The following is a 15,876-nucleotide window of genomic DNA, read 5'->3' as shown; positions in this document are numbered from 1 at the left end:
GCGCGTCCAACCCGATCGCGAACCCGCACAGAGCGGCCCGACCGACTTCGATCGGTACTGGTGCTCAGCGCAGGTTCGCGATGATCTGGTCCAGCGCCGAAACCAGGGCTTTGCGGGCCGTCTCGTCGAGCCCCTCCAGAGCGCGCGCTTCGCTTTGCGCTGCCAGGCGGCGCAGGTCTTCGGTCACTTCGTGACCTCGCTTCGTCAGGGTTACGGCCTTCGACCGCCGATCGCCTTCCGCCGCCTGCCGCGACAGCAGGCCATCCGCCTCCAACCGGTCCAGGATCGGGACGAGGCTGGATCGCTTCAGGCCGACCGCCTCTGCCAGCCGGCTTTGCGGCTGCCCGGGATTTCCCTCGATCAGCGCGAGGAGCCCCAGATAGCGCGGCGCGGCGCCGTAGCCCGTCACCTGCGCCTCGAAGCTACGGTAGGACAGGATCTGCGCGAGCCGCAATCGGTATCCCACGTCCTGCTCCAGCCCGGCGGGCAGGAGGGGACCTGTCGCGCCGGCCCCGGCGTCCTCTTCAGTCGATACGGCGGGCTCGGCGGCGGGACGGGTCATGAAGACTCCTCTTGACAGGGTGGCGGCAGTCGCAGAATGTTCGATGGCGAACAGTTTTTCAGTGAACATCTTATCAGCACAGTTTGTCCGAGGCAGCAGCGGCCGACAAGCCGCCTGACCGGAACCCCGGAGGAGAGATGTCCGACGCGCCCGCCATCTGGATTTCCGCAGAGCCGGCCGGAGGCCTGCTCGAGCTTTCGGTAGGCGAGATGCTGGATCGACAGGCCGCCACCTATCCCGAGCGGCGCGCCGTGATCGTCGAGCATACCGAGCTCGGGGAGGCCACCACCTGGACCTATGCGGCGCTCAAGGACGAGGCGGACCGCCTTGCACGGGGTCTGATCGGCTGGGGCGTCGGTCGCGGCGACCATGTCGCGGTGATGGCGCCGAACTGCGCTGAATGTATCTTGCTGGAATACGCGTTGGCCAAGCTGGGTGCCGTTCTGGTGACGGTGAATCCCGGCCTGCGTGAGGATGAGATTGGCTATATCCTTGGCCAGAGCCAAGTCTCGCACCTGCTGTTTGCAGCCGATCATCGGGGCTATGACCTTGCCGCCGCGCTGAACCGCCTGATGCCCGACCTCGCAACCGCAACCGACGGCCGGCGCGAGGGCATCGGGCTTGCGGACCTGCAGCGCGTGGCGCTCATCGGGCCCGGCCAGGCACCTTTCGCGCTGCCCTACGACCGGCTTGTCGACCTTGGTGCCGGGGTCGATGCGGACACGCTGGCCGAGCGGCAGAGCCAAGTCTCGTGCCAGGACGTGGCGCAGATACAATATACATCGGGCACGACCGGACGGCCCAAGGGTGCGATGCTTCGGCACAGGTCGATTCTCAACAATGCCAGGCAGATGGGATTGCGGGCCGGGCTTCGGGGCGACGACGTGCTGCTTTCCGCGATGCCGCTGTTCCACACCGCCGGCTGCGTCTGCAACGTTCTGGGAATGCTGAACGTCGGTGGCTGCTTCGTGACGATGGACGCCTTCGATCCGGCCCGGATGCTCGACCTGTGGGAGCGCCATGAAGCCACCGTCATCAACGCCGTGCCCACGATGTACGCCCGGATGCTGGATCACCCCGACTTCGCGCGCCGGCGCACGGACAGCCTGCGGCTCGCGAATACGGGCGGCACGTCGATCCCGCCCAGCCTGATGCGGCGGTTGAAGGAAGAGACCGGGGCGGAGCCGATGATCGTGATGGGCATGACCGAATGCAGTCCGGTCATCACCCAGACCGCGCCCGAGGACGACTTCGACACGCGCATCTCGACCGCCGGCACACCTTTGCCGGGAACTGAAATTCGGATTGCCGATCCCGAGACCGGCGCAAGCGTGCCTTTCGGGGCCGAGGGAGAATTGTGCGTTCGCGGCTATCTGCTGACAGCCGGCTACTTCGACATGCCCGAAAGGACGGCCGAGACGATCGACGCGGAGGGCTGGCTGCACTCGGGCGATCTGGCTGTTCTGGACGAAGCGGGGCACATCCGGATCGTCGGCCGCCTCAAGGACATGCTGATCCGGGGCGGCGAAAACGTCTATCCGGTCGAGATCGAGGATTGCCTGCTCGCGCATCCCGATGTCAGCCAGGCGCAGGTCGTCGGCGCGCCCGATCCAGACCTCGGCGAGGACATCTATGCCTTCGTCCTTCTGCGCGACGGTGCGACGGCGACACCCGATACTCTGCGCGATCATGTCCGCGCGCGGCTCGCCCGGCACAAGCTTCCGAAATGGGTCGAAGTGGTGGACAGCTTCCCGATGACATCGAACGGCAAGATCCGGAAGGTGGACCTGCGCGAGATCGCGGCCGCCAGGGTGAAGGAAGGCGCGGCATGACCCTGCCCCTGCTATACGAAAAACACGGCGAAATCGCCGTCATCACCTTCAACCGCCCCGAGGCCCGCAACGCGATCAGCCCGGAGGTCGCCTGCCGGCTGGCCGACGCCTTCGCGGATTTCGCGACCGACGACGACCTGCGCGTCGCCATCCTGACCGGGACGGGGGACCGGGCCTTCTGCTCCGGCGGAGACCTGGCGCTGACGCTGCCGCTGATGACAGGCGCCCGCACGCCCGAGACGACGTGGGACCGCCGCCTGCTGGCCGAGCCCGAGGTCATGGCCCGCTCGGCGCTGCGGGACTTCGAGCTGAACAAGCCGCTGATCGCGGCGATCAACGGCGCCTGCATGGCCGGCGGGATGGAGACGATGCTCGCCACCGACATTCGCCTCGCCGCCGAACATGCGACCTTCGCCCTGCCCGAAGCCAAGCGCGCCGTCATTCCTTTCGCCGGAAGCCTCGTCCGCCTGCCCCGCCAGATCCACCATTGCATGGCGATGGAGATGCTGCTGACGGGCGACGCCCTGGATGCCGAGGCCGCGCGCGAGGCCGGGCTTGTCAATCGCGTCGTTCCGGCAGCCGAATTGATGGACCACGCCTGGGATCTCGCCCGCCGCATCGCCGCCAACGGGCCGGTCGCGGTGCAGCAGATCAAGCGCACTGTTCTCGCCTCGTCCGGACGGACGCTGACGGAAGGGTATGCGCTAGAGGATGCCGCCAAGGCGACCGTCATGGCGACGGACGACGCGCGCGAGGGACCGCGCGCCTTCATGGAGAAGCGCACCGCGCGCTTCGTCGGCCGTTGAGCGGCGCGCTGGAAGGACAGGTCGCAGTCGTCACCGGGGCCGGCCGGGGCATCGGCCGCGCCGCCGCGCGGGCCTTGGCGGCGTCGGGTGCGGCGGTGGTGGTAAACGACCTTGATGCCGACGTGGCCGAAGCCGTGACCGCCGAGATCCGCGACACGGGCGGCCGGGCCGAAACCGTCGTTGCGCCGATCGGTCCCACCGAGGGCGCGGACGCCTGCGTGAACCGCGCCGTCGAGCGCTTCGGCAGGCTGGACATCATGGTCGCCAACGCGGGCGTGCTCCGCGACAGCGTGCTGTGGAAGACCGAGGACGACGCATTCGACCTGGTCGTGCAGACTCACCTGCGGGGGGCCTTCACCTGCGGCCGCGCCGCGGCGCGGCACTTTCGCGGCGCAGGACAGGGCGGCCGGATCCTGCTGGTGGGCAGTCCCGCCGGGCAGCGCGGCAATTTCGGCCAGACCGCCTATGCCGCCGCAAAGGCAGGCGTCGCCGCGATGGCGCGCACATGGTCGATGGAACTGGCGCGGGCGGAGGTGACGGTGAACGCCGTCATTCCCACGGCCCTGACCCGGATGGTCGCGACCATTCCCGGACTCGAGGACGCCGTCGCCGCCGTCGAGCGGGGCGAGGACGTGCCCGCGAAGTTGCGCGAGGCGGGGCTGGGCACACCGGAGGACGTCGCACCGCTGTTCGTCTTCCTCGCCTCCCCGGCCGCCGCCGGGATCACCGGCCAGTGCATCGGGATCGGCGGCGACCGCCTGTCGCTCTGGAGCCATCCGGACGAGGCGGCGACCGTCCACTCCTCCGGCGGCTGGAGCGCCGACTCAATCGCCGCGCGCTGGGAGGATTTCGCCGGCGATCATCTGCAGACAGTCGGAGTGAAGCTGACGCTTTGACCCCGAACCACCAAAGCCGGCAGAGGACCGGCGACCATAGGGAGGACCACGATGACCAAAACGACCATCCGTCTTGCGGCCGCAAGCGTGCTGGCGCTGAGCGCCGCAGGCGCCAGCGCCGACGTCAACCTGCGGCTTTCGTCCTGGGTGCCGGCACAGCATGCCCTGCAGACGACCGGCTTCGAACCATGGCTGGCCTCGATTGAGGAGGCATCGGGCGGGTCGATCACCTCGACGATCTTCCCGGCGCAGCAGCTGGGCTCCGCGCTCGATCACTACGACATGGCCCGCGACGGCATCGCCGACATCACCTACGTGAATCCTGGCTACCAGCCCGGCCGCTTCCCGATCATCGCACTGGGCGAGCAGCCGTTCCACGTGGCCGACGCCGCCGAGGGCTCTGCCGCGTTCGACCGCTGGTACCGCGAATACGCCGCGCAGGAGATGCCCGACATCCACTTCTGCATGGCCTTCCTGCATGATCCAGGCACGTTGCACACGGTCGAGCAGGTCCTGCTTCCCTCGGACCTGGAAGGCATGACGATCCGCCCCGGCAATGCCACCATGGGGCGCATGCTGAACCTCCTCGGCGCCGCGTCGGTGCAGGTTCCAGCGCCCGAGGCGCGCGAGGTGATCGCGCGCGGCGCGGCCGAGGGGCTGACCTTCCCTTGGGATTCCGTCTGGCTGTTCGGGATCGACAGCGAGACGAAGTACCACCTCGACATGGACCTCTACGCCACGACCTTCGTGCTGGCGATGAACCAGTCGACCTACGACAGCATGACTTCCGAAGAGCAGGCGGTCATGAACGATCACTGCACGTCCGAATGGGCCGGGAGGCTTGCTTCGGGCTGGGCCGAGCAGGAAGCGTCGGGCCGCGAGAAGGCCTTGGCCGACGAAAGCCACACGGTGCACCAGCCGACGGAAGACGAACTCGCCGCCTGGCGCGAGGCGACGGCCCCGCTGCTCGAGGAATGGAAGGCCGAGGTGAGCGAGGCTGGCCATGACGCCGAGGCGATCTATGACCGCTTCACCGACGCGATGTCGGCCGCGGATGCGCTCGTTCAGCAATAACCTTGAAGGCCGGGGGCGCCGTTCCCGGCCCGTTTTTCTCGCTGAGGATAGACGATGAAACGCCTGATGGATGGCGCCGCCGCGACCGTCGAGACGGTCGCGGCGTTCTGCCTCGCCCTCGTGACGCTGACGGTCTTCGTGTCGGCGATCGGCCGATACCTGTTCGCGTCGCCGATTCCCGACTCGTTCGACGTCTCGCGCCTGTTGCTGGGCCTCGCCATCGCGTGGGGCTTCGCGGTGCTGGGCTTCCGCGGCGGGCATATCTGCGTCGACCTGCTGGCCGAGGCGCTGCCCTCCGGCCCCCGCCGCTGGGTGGAGGTGTTGGCGCAGGCCGTGCTTTTGATCTTCACGGTCCTGTTGGCCTGGAAGGTCCTGAGCCGCGTCGAAAGCGCCTATGCCTCGGGCGAGGCGACCTTCGACCTGAGGCTGCCGGTCTGGCCGCTCGTCGCAGGCATCTGGGCGGGCTTCGCAGCGGCGGTCGTGACCACGGCCGCCGGCCTGGTCGTGCTGCTCAAGGGCGGTCGGCTCGAGGGCCTGGATCCGCAGGAGGACACCCATGAATGAGGCAGACCTGGTCGCCCTGGGCGGCTTCCTCGCGCTCTTCGCGATGATGGCGGCGCGCGTTCCGGTGGGCATCGCGATGGGTCTCGTCGGCGTCGGCGGCTTCGCGGCCATCGCGGGCTGGGGTCCCGCGCTGAACCAGCTCGCCATCTCGCCGCTGCGGACCGTCACCGACTACAACACGTCGCTGATCCCGATGTTCATCCTCATGGGCGTCTTCGCCACGCGCACCGGCATCTCCTCCGAGTTGTTCCGCGCCGGCCAGTCCTGGCTCGGGCACTTCAGGGGAGGCCTCGCGCTCGCCACCATCTCGTCCTGCGCCGGCTTCGCTGCGATCTCGGGCTCCTCGGTCGCCACCGCCGCCACGATGAGCAAGGTCGCCCTGCCCGAGATGAAGCGCGCCGGTTACAGCGACCGACTTGCCACCGGCACGATCGCCGGCGGCGGCACGCTCGGCATCCTGATCCCGCCTTCGGTCGTGCTCGCCGTCTACGCGTACCTCACCGATCAGGACGTCGGAAAGCTCTTCATCGCGGGCGTCGTTCCAGGCCTGCTGGCGATCGTCCTCTACATGCTCACCGTCCGCTTCGGCTTCGGCCGCGAACTGCCTCGGGGCGTGCGCGCCAGCTGGGCCGACCGCTGGCGCTCTCTCGCCGGGATATGGGCCGTGGCTCTGCTGTTCATCGCGATCATCGGCGGGATATATCTTGGCGTCGTCACCCCGACCGAGGCGGCCGCGGCGGGCGCCGTGCTGACGGCGCTGATCGGCATCCTGCGGGGACGCCTGGGTTGGCGCGCGATGCGCGAGTGCCTGGTGGAGTCCCTCCGCACGTCGGTCTCGATCTACGTCATCCTGATCGGGGCGATGCTGTTCGGGTACTTCCTGGCGATAACGCAGACGCCGCAGAAGATCACCGCGTGGCTGACCGCACTGGACCTCGGCCCCTATCCGACCCTCGCGCTGATCCTCGTCTTCTTCCTGCTGATGGGCTGCATCCTCGACGCGATGGCGATGATCATCCTGCTGGTGCCGATCGTCTTCCCGGTGGTCCAGCAGCTCGGGTTCGATCCGATCTGGTTCGGCATCATCATCGTGATGACGGTCGAACTGGGGCTTATCACGCCGCCCATCGGGATGAATGCCTTCGTGATCAACGCCATCGCGCGCGACGTGTCGCTGCTCACGATCTTTCGCGGCGTTATGCCTTTCGTGGTGGTGGACCTTCTGCGCCTCGTCCTGCTCGTCGCGCTGCCGGGCATCGTGCTCTGGCTTCCCCGAACCATGGGGTAGCGGTCGGACGGAGGGAGAAGGCAACTCATCCGCGGCCGTCGAGGCGCGGTCTGGAGCCTACGGTTCGCGCAGGACCTCGGCTATCTCCGCCTCCAGCACCGCCAACCGCGAGGGGAGCGCCAGCAAGACCGGGGCCGCGTCGTCCCCGATCCGGGGCCAGAGCCACGCGGCGATGCCGAGCCAGCCGGCCCGCAGCCATGCATCTGCCGCGGCAAGGCGGGACTGCGCGTCAGGACAGGCGGACAGCCGATCCGCCAGCCGCTCCAGCCGGTCCAACACGTCGCCCGCCGCCCGCGCCCGCGCACCGACCTGCGGCTGTGCCGCACGCGCGGTGACAAGGAAGGCGTCGAAACCGTCGCGGTCGCGGACCAGACGCCGTTCGAGGAAGTCTATCCCCTGCATGCCGGTCGTGCCCTCGTAGATCGCCATGACCCGTGCGTCGCGCAGCGCGCGTTCCAGCGGCCACTCCTTCGTATAGCCCGCCCCGCCAAGCACCTGGATCCCGGCATTGGCCACGTCGAAGCCGGTCTCGGCCCCGAATGTCTTGACCAGCGGCAGCATCCACGAGGCAAGCGCGGCGGCATCCCCCTCGCCCGCACGGGCGAGGTCGAGCCTGGCGGCAAGTTCCAGCACGGCGGCGCGCAACAGTTCGGTGCGTCCGCGCATCGCGGAAAGCTGCCGCCGCACGTCCGGATGGGCCGCAAGGGGCACCGGCGGCGCAGAGGGGTCGCCGCCCTGAAGCCGCTCGTCGGCATAGCGCGCGGCCACGTCGCAGGCGCGGCTGGCGATGCCCAGCCCCTGGCACCCGACCTGAAGCCGCATCAGCTCGATCATGGTGAAAAGCTGGGACAGACCGCGCCCCTCCTCTCCGATCAGGTCGCCCTCGGCCTCATCGAAATCCAGCACGCAGGTGGGCGATCCGTGCAGCCCCATCTTCTCTTCGATGCGCTGGACCGATACTCCGTTGCGGCGACCGTCCCCAACCGCGTTGGGAACGAGGAACAGGCTGAGGCCGCGCGTTCCGGGCGCGTCCGACGTGCGCGCCAGAAGGCAGTGGCCGATACGCGTGGTCAGGTCGTGGTCGCCGAACGAAATCCAGATCTTCTGGCCGCTGATCCGCCAGCGCCCATCTTCCAACCGCGCGCGCGTACGGATCCGGCCGACGTCCGAGCCCGCCCCGGCTTCCGAAATGCAGATGGTCGCCGCACGCTCGCCGGCGACCAGCGCCGGCACCCAGTCCTGCGCGATTTCGGGCGATGCCCGCTCGGCCAGCAGAACGGCGGCCGAGCGGGTGGCGCCGGTCCCCATGTTGAAGGCCGGGCAGGCGCGGTCGAAAAGCTGCGTCGCCGCCGCCTGCAGGATCAGCGGCAGGCCCGCCCCGTCGAAGCGCGGATCGGTGTCCAGACCGATCCATCCGCCCTCGGCAAAGGCGCGCCACGCGGCGTGGTAGGCCGCCGGCACCTTCACGCGCCCCGCCTCGATCCGGCAACCCTCGCGGTCGGCCGCGTCGTCCAGCGGCGCCAGAACCTCGTCCGCCAACCGCCGCGCCCCGTCGAGGACGGCCGCCGCGATTTCGTCGTCGAGGTCCGGCCGCAACTCGCGCAGCCGGTGCCACCCGGGCGTCGCTGCAAGCATCGCGAGCGTGCGGTCGAGCTGGTCCTGTGCGCTCATGTCGTGGCGAGCCGCGCGGCCCTGGCCGGGATGCCGGTCTTGGCGTTCAGGTGGTCGTTGCCCGGGCAAGATGGATGTTCGGGCAGCGCGCCTGTCCGCCACCGGAGGTACGGGTCCGCGCACGCAGCGCGCGGCTCCGAGACGTGGACCGGGTGCATCGTCGTGTCCGGCATCGTGTTCCTCCCACCAAGTCGGCAAATTGTTTACACAGAAACTTTCTTTGCGTATAGAATTTTCCTGCAGGATCGGAAAGGGCGGGCATGACTGGCTTCACGACCCATAAGATGATCGGCGGCGTTCCGGAAACAGAGCGCACGGCCCAAGGCACCGCATCGGGAGGCGGCGAATGACGTTGGCGCCCGATCCGCCGGCACCCGAAACCGCCGCCGAGGTGCGGCTGGGCGGGCTGGCGCGCTCGCTGGGCTTCCTGCTCAGGATCGCGCAGGTGCGGAACTTCGAAAGGTTCCATGCGCGGTTCGAAGGCATGGACCTGCGGCCGGGCGAATTCTCGGTCCTGTGGGTGATCCGGCTCAACCCCGGCATCCGGCAGGGATTGCTGGCGCAGACGCTGTCGATCAAGCCGGCGCAGATGACCAAGGTGATCCGGCGGCTCGAGGATCAGGGCAAGCTGGTGCGTACCATCCCTGAAGGCGACCGCCGCTCGGTCCGGCTGGACCTGACCGGGGCGGGGCGCGCCTTCGTCGAGGCGCGGCGCGACGATTTTCTCGGCGCCGACGACTACCACGGAGACGATCTTACCCCCGAAGAGTCGCGCGAACTGGCGCGGCTTCTTCTGAAATACAGCGGCACGCACTTCAGGGCCACGGAATGAACGCCGACGATCCTGTCGCCGTCCACGTCCGTCCCCGTTCAGAGGCCCTTTGCCGGCGTCACCGCGCGGGCGTCTCGATTGCCGTGATCCGGGAGGGGGCGAGACCGCTGGTACCAAGGGAGAGCGCGCGCCGTCTTGCGGCGCTTTGAAATTCATTCGAGGGAGGAAAAGAATGAACAAGAGACTGACTTTCACGGGGCTTGCAACAGCGGGCCTGGTCGCGATGGCCACCATGGCCCCCGCGCAGAACCTGCGGATCGCATCGGCAGCGCCTTCGGCGCATCCGGCGACCTACATGTACGAAAAGTTCGCCCAGTACCTCGAAGAGGAATCCGAGGGCGGGATCGACAGCACGATGCTCGGCTTCGAGGTCGTGAAGCTGCCGCAGATGAAGGACGCGCTGCAAAGCGGACTCGTCGATGTGGGCAACTTCCTGCCCCTCTACTTCCCCGCGGACATGCCGCAGACCGGCGTCGCGGGTGACCTTGCGCTGATCGGCCGAAGCCCGCACGCCATGGGGCTGGCGATGACCGAATTCCTGGTCACCTGCGAACCGTGCCAGCAAGAGCTCAACGAATTCGGCATCGTCTCGTTGGGCGCCGGGTCGTCCGACGTCTACGCGCTGATCACCAACGAGCCGGTCGAGACGGCCGAGGATCTGCAGGGCCTGCGCCTGCGTTCCGGCGGGGCACCCTATTCCCGCTGGGCCGAGCACTTCGGCGCGACGCCGGTGAACATCGCCGTGGGCGACCAGTTCGAGGCGATGTCGCAGGGCACCATCGACGGCACGATGGCCTCGATCGTCGACCTGCTTTCGTTCCGCCTGATCGACATCGCCGACAGCGTCACAATGGTCCCGATCGGCACCTACCACGTCACCTCGAACTTCACGATCCCCGTTCCGACCTGGGAGGAGCTGACGCCCGAGCAGCGTGAACAGGTAGGCCGCGCCGCCGCGCGCGCCAACCTCGACCTGACCGACCGCTGGGCCTTCCAGCTTCCCGAGGCGGCGCGCGAAGCGCTCGCGGCATCGGACATCCAGGTGATCGAGCCGGACGCGGCCTTGCTCGAGGCATCCGAGGCCTTCGCACAGCAGGACGCCGACGCACAGGTCGAGGCATCCGGCGCCGAAGCGGCGCAATTCCGCGATCTCGTCGAGAAGTGGACGGCGATCGTCGAGGAGGTCGGCGAAGACCCCGAGGCGCTGGCCGAGCGCGCCCAGACCGAGATCTGGGACAACGTAGACTGGTCCACCTACGGCCTCTGAACCAAGCGCCCCGGCCGGACGGCCGGGGCCCCTGCCCTTTTCCTGATCGATGGTGACTCCATGACCGCGCTTTTCGCGCTGGCCACGAGGATCAGCCGCGCCCTCGCCTTCGTCGGCACCGCGGCGGTCGTCGTGATGATGCTGCACATCTGCGCCGACGTGATCGTGCGCAACCTGTTCAACGTGTCGATGAACGTCACCGTCGACATGGTCTCACGCTACTACATGACCGCCATCGCCTTCCTGCCGCTCGGCTATCTGGAGTTGCGGGGCCAGATGGTGTCGGTCGAACTGCTCGACGCGGCGCTGCCGCCCCCACTGCTACGGGTCTCTGACGCGCTGGTGGCGCTGGTCGTCTCGGGGCTTTACGTCGTGCTCGCCTGGTCGACCTGGCCCACGGCGTTCTCGAACTTCCGTTCGGGAACCTTCGTCGAGCTGGTGAGCCTGCGACTTCCGGTCTGGCACAGCTACTTTATCCTGCCGGTGGGCTTCACCCTCGCCGCGCTGGCAACGCTGATCAAGGCCGTCGATCTGGCCTTCGTCGGGGAGCGCCGCGCATGAGCGTCGAGACGGGCTTTGCCGGCATCGCGGTCCTCGCGCTGCTGCTGATACTGCGGCTACCGGTCGCGATGGCGCTGATCGCGGTGTCCTTCGGTGGCATCGCCTGGCTTTTGGGCACGGGTCCCGCGATCGGCATCCTGTCGAACACGCCCTACAGCTTCGTGGCAAGCTGGACGCTCTCGGCGGTGCCGATGTTCCTGCTGATGGGTTTCGTCGCCTTCCACAGTGGCCTGACGGCCGGATTGTTCGAGGCTGCGAAGCTCGTGCTGCGGCGGCTGCCCGGCGGGCTTGCCATCTCGGCGATCTTCGCCTGCTCGGGCTTCGCCGCCGTGTCGGGGTCCTCGCTCGCCTGCGCTGCCGCCATGGGGCGCATCGCGATCCCCGAGATGGTCTCGGCCGGCTACCGTCCGTCGATCGCGGCGGGCTCCATCGCCGCGGGCGGTACCATCGGCGCGCTGATCCCGCCGTCGATCCTGATGATCGTCTACGGCGTCTTCGCCGAAACGTCGATCACGCAGGTGTTCATCGGCGGCATCGGCATCGGCATCGTGACGGCGCTGGCCTATTGCCTTTGCATTCTACTGCTCGCACGCTTCCGGCCCGATATCTTCCCGCCGACGGCGGCGGCCGCGGATCAATCCGGAGGACGCAAGGCGGTGCTGGCGGTGCTTCCGATCATCGCGCTGGTCGTGCTCGTTTTCGGAGGCCTGTTCTCTGGCTTCTTCACCGCGACCGAGGCGGGCGCCGTCGGCGCGCTCGGGACCATCGTGCTGGCCGCCGCGACGGGCCGCCTGTCGGCCGACGCCATCCGGCAGTCGCTTCTGGAAACGGTCACGACCAGCGGCTCGCTCTTCATCATCGGCGTCGGTGCGGCGATGTTCACCCGCTTCCTCGGGATAAGCGGCCTGTCGGGCTTCATCTCGTCCTCGGTCTCGGGGTCGGGGCTGTCCTACGCCGAGCTGATGCTGATCATCGTGGTGATCTACCTGCTGCTCGGCACCTTCATGGAACCCTTCGGCGCGATGCTGATCACGCTGCCGATCTTCCTGCCCATCCTGCGGCAGGAGGGGATCAGCCTTGTCTGGTTCGGCGTGCTGGTGGTCAAGCTGCTCGAGATCGGGATGATCACCCCGCCCGTGGGCATGAACGTCTTCGTGATCAAGAACGTCGCGGCGCGCTACGTAACGGTCATGCAGGTTTTCGCGGGCGTTATTCCCTTTATCGTCGCCGACCTGCTGATCGTCGCGCTCGTCATTGCGGTGCCAGGGATCGTGATGTTCCTTCCGGATTTGCTCGGCTGACCGCATCGTCCTGTCGCGGCCAGCGACGACGTGTTGTGGCACGAGCCGACCGCCGGTGCGGCGGCAACGGCACAGCACGGGGAAGGCGGTTCGTACCCCGTCCCTGTCCGCAAGGGCTCTTGAGAAGCAAGGGAAGGTACTGGACCGACACGACAGACGCGACGGCCCGGAACCTTGCGGAAAGGGGCTTGCTACACGGTGCCCCAGATATCCTCGGCAAGTGCCACGACGCGCTCCAGCTTGCGCCACTGGTCGTCCTCGGTCAGCGCGTTTCCGTGCTCGGTCGAGGAGAAGCCGCATTGCGGCGCGATCCCCAGCTGGTCGAGATCGACATAGGCCGAGGCCTCGTCGAACTTTTGTTTAAGCCAGCCCATGTCCTCGAGCTCGGGCGTCTTGGTGGTGATGAAACCGGCCATGATGCGCTTGTCGCCCTTGGGCAGCAGGCGCAGCGGCTCGAGGCCCCCTGCCCGCTCGGTGTCGTATTCCATGAAGTAGACATCCACGTCGGCGTTGAAGATCGCCTGCGCCGCGGCCTCGTACCCGCCCGAGGCGACGTGGCTCGAGCGGAAGTTGCCGCGGCACATGTGCATGCCGATGGTCATGTCGCCGGGGCGGTCCTTGATCGCCTCGTTCAGCATCCAGCCATAGCGTTCGATCAGCCAGTCCGGATCCTGCCCCATCTGGCGGCGCTGCTCGCGCTGCGTCTCGTCGCAGAGATAGGCAAAGAAGATGTCATCGAGCTGAAGATACCGGCAGCCCGCTGCGTAGAAGGCCGCGACGGCATCCTTGTAGGCGTCCGCGATACCGGCGAAGAACGTCTCGTGATCCTTGTAGGGCTCGTGGCGGATCATCTCGGGCGTTACACGGAAATGGATCGCGGACGGGCCGGGGATCGATATCTTCGGGCAGACCTTCGTCCGCTCGGCGACGAAACGGTAATGCTCCAGCATCGGGTGGTCGGCGGGAAAGGCCAGCTTTCCGTCGCAGACGGGGAAGAGGTTGATGTCGGCCCCCTTGAACCCGAGGCCCGCGCCGGACTTTTCCTCGAATTCGATCCCGTCGAGCATGCCCATGAAGTCGTAGTGCCAGAAGGCGCGCCGCGCCTCGCCATCCGTGACGACGGGCAGGCCGATTTCCTCCTGACGCTGGATCAGCCGCGGAATCTCGGCGTCCTCGATCTCGCGCAGCGCCTCGCCCGAGACGCCGGCTGCTCGGGCTTGAGCGATCGGGGCGGGACGCAGAAGGCTACCCACGTGATCGGCGCGGAAGGGCGGACGGTTCGGGTTTTCGGCTGTCATGTACTGCTCCTGAGATTGACGTACTTGTTGGCATTACAGCGCACGCGAGTAAAGCCGTCGTAATCCCTTGGCGCAGTGTCCGCCCCCGATCGCGGCGTCGCTATATTGCGGTTGCCTGCCTCGTTTGCCGGTTCAGACATGCCTGACGATGAAGGGTGAAGGGCGCCCCGGAAACATGCCGGGGGCATGGTTCAGCCCTGAACGGGCGGAGCCCCGGGCATCTTCGGCATGGCACTCCGGCAAACGACCGGGTTCGTGGAGAGCCTGTTGCGCCTGGTCGGCCTCGACTGGGCGGTGCCGGATTTCAGCACCTCGAGCCGGCGCCGGAAGACCTTGGCCGTGACCATTCCATATCGAGGCTCGCAGGGGCCGCTGAACCGGTTGATCGACAGCTCCGGCATCAAGGCGGAAGGCGAAGGCGAGTGGCACGCCCGCAAGCATGGCGGCGCGAAACGCCGCTTATGGCGCAAGATCCACACCGGCAGCAATGTTGATGACACCCCTATGCTGCCCGAACTCCTTGACCAGATCCCCGCCGACGTAGAGATCGGGTCGGTCACCGCAGATGGCGCCTACGACACGCGCAGGTGCCACGACGCCGTCGCAAACCGAGGCGCCGATGCCGCCACGCAGGAACGCCAGGCCTTGGAAACCCTCGACGGCTGGTGCGATCGCCCGGAACGAGGCGTTGCGCGCATCGGAATACCTCGGCCGCGCGATCTGCCGAAAGTGGAGCGGTTACCACCGCCGAAGCCGCGCCGAGACGAGACGAAGATGCACTGCGTGAAGCTGCTGGGGCAGAGCCTCATGGCACGCGACTTCGATCGTCAGGTCGCAGAACTCCACGTCTGTGCCGCCGTCCTGAACGGCTGCACCGTGCTAGGCATACCTGTCACAGAGCCCATGGGATAAGTGTGTCAGGGGAAAGGGGAGGTCCGCGCTTCACCCAATTTGCGCAACAAAGCCAAACCGACAGAAAAGCGGGCGCGCCCAGGCGCCGGAACTGTTCAGGCCAGCGCCGCCGGAAGTAGAAGATCCCGTTTCTGCGAACGAGATGAATCCCCCATTTTCTCGACGGTTCCCGCGGTCTGCACCGGGCACGATGTCAACGAGTGTGTGAACCACCGCGATGTCGACACGGGATTCTATCCGCTTGATCAACGGCCATCCCATTGGGATAGTATGGAGTTTTTCGAGGTCATTGGCTGGGGTGGCAGGATTTGAACCTGCGACTTCTGAACATCCTTTCTTATCAATGCTTTACAGATAAGCTCTGAGAACCGTCCAGAGGACTTCTCCTGCCGTGGTGAGAACAGCAGAAATTTTCCGCTCAGCAGCAGACGTTCCTTAGGAAAAGTCAAAACGCTTCCGACGCCAGAAAATCCGGAACGCCGGGCGCGAAGGCGCTGATACTAATACAATTTCATCGTTCCACCCCTTGTCCTGGCGGGAACGACAATATCTGAAGACGGATGGCGCAGATCATACATAATCCATCAAAAATGTATCTTCTCTAAGTGATCTCTGTGTTCCGGTTGCCGTTCCGAATAGGCGGATTTTCGTTCCAGACGACGTGTTCCGCCGCAGATGGGCGTTGTTGCACAAATCTCGCCTGAGGCGTGACTGCCCCTTACCCCACTGACGTCATGCCGCGCGGACGATATCGGCGGTGCCGAGGGCGGTGAAGCGGTTCATAAGGGCGATGCGGATGTGGGTTTCGGCAGTCTGTCGGTCGGGGTCCCTGGCCATGATGCGATCGCCGAAGGATTTCAGGCATCGCATCTTCGCCTCGATCCGGCTGCGGGCGTGGTATCCCGTCCAGCGTTTCCTGATCGCGGTGCCCTGCCGGTCGGTGATGGCTTTGTGGCACCGGCGCGTGTCGTAGGCGCCGTCGGCGGTGACCGTTCCGATCTGCTCGTCTTCC

Annotated in this window: 14 protein-coding genes and 1 pseudogene; 11 read left to right on the top strand and 4 right to left on the bottom strand. The window is 67.0% G+C overall.

Features of this window, described 5'->3' with window-relative positions; all coding sequences use genetic code 11:
- Positions 1-64: 64 nt before the first annotated feature.
- Positions 65-562 carry a MarR family winged helix-turn-helix transcriptional regulator gene (locus BLW27_RS14075; protein ID WP_177177913.1) on the bottom strand — a complete coding sequence of 166 codons (498 nt, stop codon included), beginning with the start codon at positions 560-562 and terminating at the stop codon, positions 65-67.
- A 137-nt stretch (positions 563-699) separates the two neighbouring features.
- On the opposite strand from BLW27_RS14075, the gene BLW27_RS14070 reads away from it, so the two are divergent.
- The 6 genes from BLW27_RS14070 to BLW27_RS14045 are packed head-to-tail and all read left to right on the top strand — an operon-like array spanning position 700 to position 7,022.
- Positions 700-2,394 carry an AMP-binding protein gene (locus tag BLW27_RS14070; protein ID WP_089884045.1) on the top strand — a complete coding sequence of 565 codons (1,695 nt, stop codon included), beginning with the start codon at positions 700-702 and terminating at the stop codon, positions 2,392-2,394.
- Positions 2,391-3,200, top strand: a complete 810-nt coding sequence (locus BLW27_RS14065) for an enoyl-CoA hydratase/isomerase family protein (protein WP_089884043.1) — start codon at positions 2,391-2,393, stop codon at positions 3,198-3,200. Before BLW27_RS14070 ends, BLW27_RS14065 begins: the two co-directional genes overlap by 4 nt.
- A complete protein-coding gene (locus BLW27_RS14060) occupies positions 3,197-4,096 on the top strand; it encodes an SDR family NAD(P)-dependent oxidoreductase (RefSeq protein ID WP_089884041.1) in 900 nt (299 codons plus the stop codon). Before BLW27_RS14065 ends, BLW27_RS14060 begins: the two co-directional genes overlap by 4 nt.
- A gap of 51 nt (positions 4,097-4,147) precedes the next feature.
- On the top strand, positions 4,148-5,170 hold the full coding sequence (locus BLW27_RS14055) for a TRAP transporter substrate-binding protein (RefSeq protein ID WP_089884039.1): 1,023 nt from the start codon (positions 4,148-4,150) through the stop codon (positions 5,168-5,170).
- 54 nt (positions 5,171-5,224) lie between these two features.
- A complete protein-coding gene (locus tag BLW27_RS14050) occupies positions 5,225-5,734 on the top strand; it encodes a TRAP transporter small permease (protein ID WP_089884037.1) in 510 nt (169 codons plus the stop codon).
- Positions 5,727-7,022 (top strand): TRAP transporter large permease, encoded by a 1,296-nt coding sequence (locus BLW27_RS14045; protein ID WP_089884036.1) that lies wholly within the window; start codon positions 5,727-5,729, stop codon positions 7,020-7,022. Before BLW27_RS14050 ends, BLW27_RS14045 begins: the two co-directional genes overlap by 8 nt.
- A gap of 57 nt (positions 7,023-7,079) precedes the next feature.
- On the opposite strand, the gene BLW27_RS14040 is transcribed toward BLW27_RS14045, so the two are convergent.
- The gene (locus BLW27_RS14040; protein WP_089884034.1) at positions 7,080-8,693 is read right to left on the bottom strand and encodes an acyl-CoA dehydrogenase family protein; all 1,614 of its coding nucleotides are present in this window, start codon (positions 8,691-8,693) and stop codon (positions 7,080-7,082) included.
- A 346-nt stretch (positions 8,694-9,039) separates the two neighbouring features.
- On the opposite strand from BLW27_RS14040, the gene BLW27_RS14035 reads away from it, so the two are divergent.
- From BLW27_RS14035 to BLW27_RS14020, 4 genes are all read left to right on the top strand, one after another.
- Complete coding sequence (locus tag BLW27_RS14035) at positions 9,040-9,525, top strand: MarR family winged helix-turn-helix transcriptional regulator (protein ID WP_089884032.1); 486 nt, start codon at positions 9,040-9,042, stop codon at positions 9,523-9,525.
- A gap of 172 nt (positions 9,526-9,697) precedes the next feature.
- A complete protein-coding gene (locus BLW27_RS14030; protein WP_089884030.1) occupies positions 9,698-10,792 on the top strand; it encodes a C4-dicarboxylate TRAP transporter substrate-binding protein in 1,095 nt (364 codons plus the stop codon).
- 60 nt (positions 10,793-10,852) lie between these two features.
- Positions 10,853-11,353, top strand: a complete 501-nt coding sequence (locus BLW27_RS14025; RefSeq protein WP_089884028.1) for a TRAP transporter small permease — start codon at positions 10,853-10,855, stop codon at positions 11,351-11,353.
- Positions 11,350-12,654, top strand: coding sequence for a TRAP transporter large permease (locus BLW27_RS14020; protein ID WP_089884026.1), 1,305 nt, complete (start codon positions 11,350-11,352; stop codon positions 12,652-12,654). Before BLW27_RS14025 ends, BLW27_RS14020 begins: the two co-directional genes overlap by 4 nt.
- 191 nt (positions 12,655-12,845) lie before the next feature.
- Here the strand turns inward: BLW27_RS14020 and BLW27_RS14015 are convergent, their stop codons facing one another.
- A complete protein-coding gene (locus BLW27_RS14015; protein WP_089884024.1) occupies positions 12,846-13,952 on the bottom strand; it encodes a 5-methyltetrahydropteroyltriglutamate--homocysteine S-methyltransferase in 1,107 nt (368 codons plus the stop codon).
- Positions 13,953-14,180: 228 nt separating this feature from the next.
- Between BLW27_RS14015 and BLW27_RS14010 the strand changes: the two genes are divergently transcribed.
- Entirely contained in the window at positions 14,181-14,864 is a 684-nt protein-coding gene (locus BLW27_RS14010) for a transposase (RefSeq protein ID WP_342708072.1), read from the top strand.
- 732 nt (positions 14,865-15,596) lie between these two features.
- Here the strand turns inward: BLW27_RS14010 and BLW27_RS14005 are convergent.
- Positions 15,597-15,876 (bottom strand): annotated as a pseudogene (locus tag BLW27_RS14005) (IS5/IS1182 family transposase); the annotation flags it as partial.

The organism is Citreimonas salinaria (assembly GCF_900107235.1).
Lineage (GTDB): Bacteria > Pseudomonadota > Alphaproteobacteria > Rhodobacterales > Rhodobacteraceae > Citreimonas > Citreimonas salinaria.
This window is presented reverse-complemented; position numbering and strand designations above follow the sequence as displayed.